This is a genomic window from Clostridium muellerianum (assembly GCF_012926525.1).
Taxonomy (GTDB): domain Bacteria; phylum Bacillota; class Clostridia; order Clostridiales; family Clostridiaceae; genus Clostridium_AM; species Clostridium_AM muellerianum.
In genome coordinates this window covers 255,087-263,718 of the sequence record NZ_JABBNI010000066.1, presented here as the reverse complement: position 1 = coordinate 263,718, position 8,632 = coordinate 255,087, and the positions used below count along the sequence as shown (strand labels likewise).

Here is an 8,632-nt window from a genome sequence, read left to right as displayed (position 1 = left end):
AGGAGGTAGGCATTTTTTAATATCTCAGGCATTAGAACTTCTTAAATGAAGCGAGTGTTCCTGCACAACATATATCAGACGTAATACAGCTTAACGTTTCTTCGGTTACTTACGTCGCAATATGCTTTTTTTATGTTATTACAAATTTCTATTCCTACATCTGTTAAATTCTTCTTTAATCTCCAACAACTTATGTTCGTCTGTTAAAAGAGTAAGCCCTGTAAGTGCTAAAGCCTTTGATGAAGTTATCAAAGCCTCATCTCCACCTTTTGATTTAGCAGCTTCTCGAAATTCAGGTGTATGAGCACACAAACTTTTATCACCTATTTTTATGATAGGCTGAATAGTTGGAACTACCTGACTTACATTACCTGCATCTGTAGAACCTATGCCTTTTTTAGGAATATTGTCTATATTTATTCCAAGTAATTTTAGATTTTCTACAAATACTTCATCGAATTTTTCATTTATAATAAAGTTATCTACCTCATTTTGAAAAAAGCTTATATTAACTTTAGCACCAGTACTTAAAGCTGCTCCTTCCGCAATATTTTTAACCTTTTCTGTAACTAAATCACAATTTTCTTTTGTAAATGCACGTATAAAAAACTTAGCCTTTGCATAATCTGGAACAATGTTTGGTGCACTTCCTCCATCAGTTATAATTCCGTGTATTCTAACATCATCTGTTACATGCTGTCTTAAAGCATTTATTCCATTGAAAAGCTGAATTACTCCATCTAGTGCATTTATACCATTTTCAGGAGCAGATGCAGCATGAGAAGCTTTGCCTATAAATTCAAATTGTATAGGATTATTAGCTAAAGAATTTGGAGTTACAGAGTTTTCTCCTCCGGGGTGAACCATTAAGCAAGCATCTACACCTTTAAATAATCCCTGTTTGACAAAGGTTGCCTTTGCACTGCCATTTTCTCCACCTTCTTCGGCAGGCATTCCAAACACTAAAACTTCTCCACCAATTTCATCTATATATTTAGATAAAGTAATAGCTGCTGCTGTACTGGCAGTTCCTATAATATTATGACCGCAGCCATGTCCTAAATTGGGAAGAGCATCATATTCTGCTAAAAATCCTATAGTAGGTCCAGAATTTTTACTGGATTTCTTCCTAGCTATGAAAGAAGTAGGATGGCCTGCTAACGCTTTTTCTATCTGAAACCCTTCTTTTTTTAAAGTCTCTATAAGCAATTCAGAAGCATAGATCTCCTCATTTCCTATTTCAGGATGTTCATGTATCTTATGGCTTATATCTATATAATTCTCTTTCTTATTTTCTAATTCATCAATTATATCTTGTTTAGTTTTTTTAACATTCTGTATACTCATGTATAAATGCCCCCTTTTAGCGTAAATAAACTTCTCTATAACCTTTTAATTGTCTATATTTTGTTTAACGCTTTATCAAATTCAGAAATTAAATCATCTATATTTTCTAATCCCGTTGAAACTCTAATCAAGCCCTTTGAAATATTGGCCTTTTTAAGTTCTTCATCATTTAATGCTCTATGAGAAGTTTTAACAGGGTAAGAAACTGATGTAGTAACTCCTGCTAAACTTGGTACAAATTTTATTGTTTCAAGCTCTCTTATAAGATCGTAAGCTCCCTTTTCCCCATTTTTCAAATCAATACTGAGCATACCTCCATATAAGTTACTATTGAAAATCTTATTTGCAATTTTATAAGAAGGTGAATTTATAAGTCCAGGATAATATACATTTTCAATTTTAGGGTGTTTTTCTAAAAACTCTGCTAATTTCAAAGCATTATTTGAATGCTGAATTATCCTAAGCTCTAATGTTCTCAAACTTCTTATCAAAAGCCATGCATCAAAAGGACTCATCATAGGTCCATATAATGCTCCTGTATTTTTCACCTTATTTATAGTCTCTTTATCTGAAACTACAGCTCCTCCTGTTACATCACTGTGTCCATTTAAATATTTTGTAGCACTATAAACCACAACATCCGCTCCTAATTTTAGTGGTTGACACACCACGGCTGTAGCAAAAGTATTATCTACAATTAACTTTGCATTATGATTATGAGCTTTATTAGAGATGTCATTTATATCAATAGCTTCCATTAATGGATTTGATATAGTTTCTACATATACTAATTTTGTATTTGGCTTAAAGTATTTTTCCACATCATCATTTACAACATCAACAAATGTAACCTCTACATTAAATTTATCTAATTCAACTTTAAGAAATTGATAAGTTCCTCCATATAATACATTTGAAGCTATTATATGATCCCCTGCTTTTACTTGCGAAATAATAGCCATAGTAATAGCAGCCATTCCTGAAGAAAATACTTGAGCATCTTCCCCTTCATCTATGTTTGCTATTATTTCCTGCAATGCATCATGAACTGGGTTTCCATTTCTTGAGTACACATAGCCCTTAGATTCTCCTTCATATACTGCATCTAATGTTTCTACATCATCAAAAACAAATACCGAACTCATTGATATAGGTATGGACTTTGCCGAAGATACTGATGGTGGATTCTTTTCACCTAAATGAGCAAGACTTGTTGCAAAACTTTTTTTCATATTATTTTCCCCCCAAACTTCTATTTATTTCAATAGTCATTTTATAACATTATTATCATACGTAAATATTTTTAAAATCTTTTTAGCTATATAATTTATAATTATATAATATTAAATATCAGCTTAAATCAATTGGAACCATAACTTCTGCAATGAATCCATCCACTATATTCTGACGTATCCTTATTTTCCTTAAGTACTTCTTTTTCCTTTAAATATTTATTAGCATCCATACCATAAATTTTTCTATCTTCTCCAACAGGACATACCTTTATGCATACTCCGCATGGATATTTATAAGCACCTTTAAGTTCAGCATGATATTTAGCACATTTTTCTTTATCCATTTTAAAAATATAGCCTTCCTTTGAAGTAAATGCTTCTGTTGGACAGCATTTTTGGCATATACTACATTTAATACATAATTCCTCTTCACACATTTTATCTTCTGGGATAATAGCATCAGTTAAAACTGATACAAGCCTTACCCTCGGACCAAACTCTTTTGTAAGTAAGGTGTGATTACATCCAATAGTACCAAGTCCAGCATATTTGCCTGCTAACACATGAGAAAAAGCAGCTCCTGGCTTTTTAACAAGTACAGAAATATCACCATAGCAATCCCTTGGAAAGAAAAATGCTTTATATTCCTTCTTATTGAGGTAATTTGCAAGCTTATATGCCATATCATCTAATAGTCTATTTGTAGTATTATACAATTCAGAATAAACAACTGAAGGAGTTGTTTCGAGCATAGGTAAAAATATTTGTAATCCTAAAACAATAACTGTTTTAGTTCCAGGCCATATGTTTTGAGGAAAAAATTCTGACTTAGTGTCTTTAAATTCTTCCCATCTTTGGACAGGAGAAAATCCTATAAGATTTGCTCCCATTCTTTCTGCTTCATCAGTAATGGATGCTTTTAGTTCATACCCTTCATTATTATCAATCATATCAAAAACTCCTTCATCAACTTTGATTTTTTAAAACACAGGTACTTGAGCACCTTTATACGTTTCTTTTATAAACTGCTTTATATCATCACTTTGATAAGCTTTAACTACTTTTTTGTAAGCTTCATTATCCTTATCCTTTTCTCTAGCAGCTATTAAATTTATATAAGGCTTAGCTTTATCATTAGTAACGTCTTCTATAAGTATAGAATCTTTAACCGGATTAAATTTTGCATCTATTGCAACTCCGCTATTTATTATAGCTGCATCAACATCTTGAAGAGATCTTGGAATTTGAGTTGCTGCAAGCTCTACAAATTGAATGTTTTTTGGATTTTCTGATATATCCTTAAGTGTTGGTAAATTTCCTACACCATCTTTTAATTTTATTAATCCTGCACTTTGAAGTAGGTTTAGTCCTCTTCCTTCGTTGGTTGCATCATTAGGAATAGCTATCTTACCACCATTCTTAACATCCTTAACAGATTTTAAAGTTTTTGAATATACTGCAAGAGGTGCAAGCACAGTATCACCTATAGCAGTTATTTGTAAATTATGTTCCTTCTTAAATTTATCTAAATAAGCATGATGTTGAAATGAATTTAAATCAATTTCTCCCTGAGCAAGCGCTAAATTAGGACGTACATAGTCTGAAAAACTAACTACTTGCAAATCAATATTATCTTTTACAACCTTTTCTTTAACTTTATCCCATATCTTATGGTCATCGCCTGTTATACCTATTTTTACTACCTGTTTTTTATTAGAACTAGTTTGTTGTGAACCACCGCTTGTTCCACAACCTGATAAAAGTCCTAAAGATAATGTTATTGCTAAAAATATACCTGTAAATTTTTTCATGAATATTCCTCCTCATATAATAAGTTTATAGCACATTAAAGGTTATTTAGATCTTTAACCTCCTAAAAATTAATGTGTTACTAATCTTGATAAAATATCTCCTAAAAATTGAATGATATTAACAATAATTAAAAGTACAATTATTGTAGCTACCATGATATCAGTTTCAAAGTATTGATATCCATAGCGTATTGCAAAATCACCAAGTCCACCCCCTCCAACAGTACCTGCCATAGCTGATAATCCAATTAAACTTATAATGGTTATAGTCACAGCATGAATAATGCCTGGCAGTCCTTCTTTTAACATTACTCTAAATATGATTTCTAGAGGACTTGAGCCCATAGCTTGTGCAGCTTCAATTACTCCTTTATCTATATCAAGTAGTGCTGATTCAATTTGTCTTGCAAAGAAAGGGGTACATCCAAATATGAGTGGAACAAGAGCACCTTTGGTACCTATGGTAGTACCTACTAAAAGTCTTGTAACTGGAATAATAGCTGCAAGAAGAATAATAAATGGTATAGATCTAAATATATTAATTATTTTTGCAAACACTCCATTAATAATTTTATTTTCTAATATATTTCCTTCCCTTGTAACTACCAATGTAACTCCTAAAATAACTCCAATAATTGCTGATATAATTCCTGAAATAGCAACCATATAAAAAGTTTCAAATAATGCTCTTATCATATCTGGATAGAGTTTTATTAAATTCGGTGCTATATTGTTTAAATATTCAATCAATTTCATCGCCTCCATAAAGTTTTTAGCATTTAATTACTGCTAACTTTTAATTTTTTATCATCGTTTTTAATATCTATTTTATCTACAGAAATATTATTTTCTTCTAAATATTTTATTGAATTTGCTATACCTTCATTAGATCCATTTAACTTTACTATCAAATTACCAATTGGGGTATGCTGGATGATTTCTATATTTCCAAATAGTATACTTGCATCTACTCTAAACTTCCTTGAAATTTTGGAAATAAACGCATGACCTGTTTTTTCTCCTGTAAATGATATTCTTACTACCTTCTCTCCTTCTGTAATTTCATTAAAAGCAAAATTTTCTTTTTTAAGGAAATCATAAATTTTTTCATAGTGAAATAATGAACCTATAAACCTTTTTGTTATATCTGCTTTTGGATTTGTAAATATATCTATTACAGGTCCTTGTTCTACTATTTGCCCTCCATCAATTACTGCTGCTTTCTGACAAATCTCCTTAACAACCTCCATTTGATGAGTTATAATCACTATAGTTAATTTTAGCTTTTCATTAATGTCCTTAAGTAATTTCAAAATTGATCCAGTAGTTTGTGGATCTAAAGCTGAAGTTGCTTCATCACATAAAAGTACTTCGGGATCATTGGCTAAAGCTCTAGCAATACCTACTCTTTGTTTCTGTCCACCACTTAATTGTGAAGGATAAACATCAACTTTTTCTTCAAGTTCCACTAGTTTTAAAAGGCTTAGTACTTTATCTTTTATCTCTTGTTTGCTCAATCCTTTACCCTTTAAAGGATAAGCTACATTTTCAAATACAGTTCTGCTCCTCATAAGATTGAAGTTTTGAAATATCATGCCAATTTTTTCTCTGCTTTTTCTAAGTTCTTTTGTTGATAGCTGCGTTAAGTTTTTCTCATTTACAATTACATCTCCTGAAGTAGGCTTTTCCAATAAATTTATACATCGAATCAAAGTACTTTTACCAGCTCCACTATATCCTATAATTCCATAAATTTCACCAGCTTTAATCTTAAGATTAATTTCTTTTAAAGCTTCCACCTTAATATTTCCATTTGTATAAATTTTTTTAATGTTTTTTAGCCATATCATTTTTGTCCCTCCTTAATTTATACTTGCTTAGTTATTTAAAAAATAAAAAATCCTCTTCGAAGAAGAGGATTCTCATTATAAAAAACCGTACTAAAGTACATAAATTTTCTATACCACTCTCATCTTCCAGAACAAAGTTCTGCTGGAATTAGCACCTTTACATGCTCGCTGCATGTGGTTGCTGAAACTTCATAGGGCCAGTCCCTCAGTTTCTCTTGATAAGGTAAAAAATATTCACTTTTAAATTTATTTCTTGTTTTAATTGGTTACCTACTTAATGATTCTCATTATAATTATGATTTTCCTCATTGTCAATACCTTTTTTAATTAAAGTTTTATATCCATGTATATTTTAAAAAACAATCTATCATTTTCTTTATATGTTTTTACAAAACCATTATGGAGTTTAATAATGTCTTTAACAATTGATAAACCTAAACCACTGCCTTCTTTTTGTCTTGACAAATCCTTTTTATATAACCTTTCAAAAAAGTTTTCTATTTCATCATCAGTAATTGGTTCTTGGGGTATATTACAAACTGAAATTATTGCATAAAATTTATTATTATATTTTTCTTTACTTACATTGAATTCAACATTTGTATTATTTTTTGAGTATTTTAATGCATTACTTAAAAGGTTATTTACTGCTCTTAAAAATAAATTAGTATCTACATAAATATAAATAAATTCATGCATTAATTTAAGAGAAAGTGTTAATTTGTTTTTCATAAATTCATCTTCCGCTTCTTGAACAATCTGCCTTGCTAATTCATTCAACTCTATTTTTTGCTTTTCAAGCACAATATCTTTAGAAGAAAGTTTTGAATATTGAAAGAAATCATCCAACATATTCTTTAGATATAATCCTTTTTTATTCATTATATCCACATAATTATTAAGCTCATCTTTTGATACATATTTACCATTTTTAATCATATTTATATATCCAAGTATAGTGGTTAAAGGAGTTCTTAAATCATGAGATATATTAGTAAGAAATTCACTTCTTTTTTTATCTTCTTTTTCCAGCTCTAAAGTCATATAATTTATGTCCTCTGATAGTTCTCGGAGCTCATTTTTATATTTTAACGGAACTCTTTCATATAAATTGCCTTCTGCAATACTTCTCACTGATGATTTTATTTCAGATATATAAGATATGCGCCTCCATATAATCAAGAAAAAAATAATTATGAAAATTATACCTGTCATTATGCCTACAATATTTCCATTTTCTAATTTTCCATAACCCATATATATATAGTATAGATAACATCCGTCTTTTAAATAATCACATCTAGTTATCTTAACTAAATTTTTTCTATCATCATTTAAAAATTTAAATGTTTTTTTGCCATCTACAACTTCTTGGGCATCTATACTTTTAATTTGTTTGTTGTTTGAAGCTACTGTTTTTCCATCTTTATGTACTATAGAAATAAGGTATAGCATGCTATTTTCTTCATCCATGTATTTCTGTACTCTATTAGAATCATTAATATTCATGTTTTTTAATTGATACTCAATTCTAGTAATCACATCATCTTGTACATATTCCGCGGTATTTTTAGAATTATTTAGAAATGAGCCTAAAATAAATTCTTTCAAGAAAATTGCAAATATAATTGCTATAATAGCTGAAATAGCTGCAGAAAAAACTAATTCACTTCTAAGTTTAAAAATCCTTTTCAACCTTATACCCCACTCCCCATATAGTTTTTACATATTTGCCTTGCTTAACGCTATCTCCAAGCTTTTCTCTTAAATTTTTAATATGCATAGTTACAGTATTATCATTTTGCATAAAGGTATCATTCCATAAAAGTTCGTAAAGCATTTTAGTAGAATATACTCTTCCCTTATTAGCTGCTAATGTATGTAAAATTTCATATTCTTTGGGAGTTAATATTATTTCCAAATTATCTTTTTTAACTGTATATTCTAGAGTATTTATCTCTATATCTTTGACATTTATTATATTCTGGGATATGTTGTTATTAATTTTAGTTCTTTTTAATATAGCTATAATCCTCAATGAAAGTTCTGTAAAATCAAAAGGCTTTACTATATAATCATCACAACCATTTATAAACCCTTTTATTTTATCCATTTGTTCATTCTTTGCAGTAAGTAAAATAACAGGTATATTGGATAATTCTCTAAGCTTAAGTAACATAGTATAACCATCCATTTTAGGCATCATCACATCTAATAGTATTAAAGAAAATGTCTTTTCCTTTAAAAACTTTAACCCTTCCTCTCCATTACAAGCCTGTTCTACTGCATAACCTTCTTTACTAAAATAATTTACAAGCATTTCTCTTATGTCTCTATCATCATCCACTATCAATATATTTTCTTTCACATTTATCACCCAATTTTAAAT

General features: G+C 29.7%; 8 protein-coding genes and 1 riboswitch. All 8 genes read right to left on the bottom strand.

What is annotated here, in order from left to right; genetic code table 11:
• Nucleotides 1-138 precede the first annotated feature (138 nt).
• On the bottom strand, nt 139-1,347 hold the full coding sequence (locus HBE96_RS24835) for a M20 family metallopeptidase (RefSeq protein ID WP_169300397.1): 1,209 nt from the start codon (nt 1,345-1,347) through the stop codon (nt 139-141).
• Between the two features lie 53 nt (nt 1,348-1,400).
• The gene (locus tag HBE96_RS24830; RefSeq protein WP_169300396.1) at nt 1,401-2,579 is read right to left on the bottom strand and encodes a trans-sulfuration enzyme family protein; all 1,179 of its coding nucleotides are present in this window, start codon (nt 2,577-2,579) and stop codon (nt 1,401-1,403) included.
• A gap of 128 nt (nt 2,580-2,707) precedes the next feature.
• Nucleotides 2,708-3,532, bottom strand: a complete 825-nt coding sequence (locus HBE96_RS24825) for an epoxyqueuosine reductase (protein WP_169300395.1) — start codon at nt 3,530-3,532, stop codon at nt 2,708-2,710.
• A gap of 30 nt (nt 3,533-3,562) precedes the next feature.
• On the bottom strand, nt 3,563-4,393 hold the full coding sequence (locus HBE96_RS24820; protein WP_169300394.1) for a MetQ/NlpA family ABC transporter substrate-binding protein: 831 nt from the start codon (nt 4,391-4,393) through the stop codon (nt 3,563-3,565).
• Between the two features lie 69 nt (nt 4,394-4,462).
• Entirely contained in the window at nt 4,463-5,143 is a 681-nt protein-coding gene (locus tag HBE96_RS24815; protein ID WP_169300393.1) for a methionine ABC transporter permease, read from the bottom strand.
• 29 nt (nt 5,144-5,172) lie between these two features.
• Complete coding sequence (locus tag HBE96_RS24810) at nt 5,173-6,243, bottom strand: methionine ABC transporter ATP-binding protein (protein WP_169300392.1); 1,071 nt, start codon at nt 6,241-6,243, stop codon at nt 5,173-5,175.
• 116 nt (nt 6,244-6,359) lie between these two features.
• Nucleotides 6,360-6,468: riboswitch (SAM riboswitch) on the bottom strand.
• Nucleotides 6,469-6,570: 102 nt separating this feature from the next.
• Entirely contained in the window at nt 6,571-7,938 is a 1,368-nt protein-coding gene (locus HBE96_RS24805; RefSeq protein ID WP_169300391.1) for a sensor histidine kinase, read from the bottom strand.
• Nucleotides 7,922-8,611 (bottom strand): response regulator, encoded by a 690-nt coding sequence (locus HBE96_RS24800; protein WP_169300390.1) that lies wholly within the window; start codon nt 8,609-8,611, stop codon nt 7,922-7,924. Before HBE96_RS24800 ends, HBE96_RS24805 begins: the two co-directional genes overlap by 17 nt.
• Nucleotides 8,612-8,632 lie beyond the last annotated feature (21 nt).

Coding starts and splice junctions, on each gene's coding strand:
- HBE96_RS24810 (WP_169300392.1), bottom strand. CDS start 6,243: ATGATATGGCTAAAAAACATTAAAAAAATTTATACAAATGGAAATATT.
- HBE96_RS24835 (WP_169300397.1), bottom strand. CDS start 1,347: ATGAGTATACAGAATGTTAAAAAAACTAAACAAGATATAATTGATGAA.
- HBE96_RS24820 (WP_169300394.1), bottom strand. CDS start 4,393: ATGAAAAAATTTACAGGTATATTTTTAGCAATAACATTATCTTTAGGA.
- HBE96_RS24830 (WP_169300396.1), bottom strand. CDS start 2,579: ATGAAAAAAAGTTTTGCAACAAGTCTTGCTCATTTAGGTGAAAAGAAT.
- HBE96_RS24825 (WP_169300395.1), bottom strand. CDS start 3,532: ATGATTGATAATAATGAAGGGTATGAACTAAAAGCATCCATTACTGAT.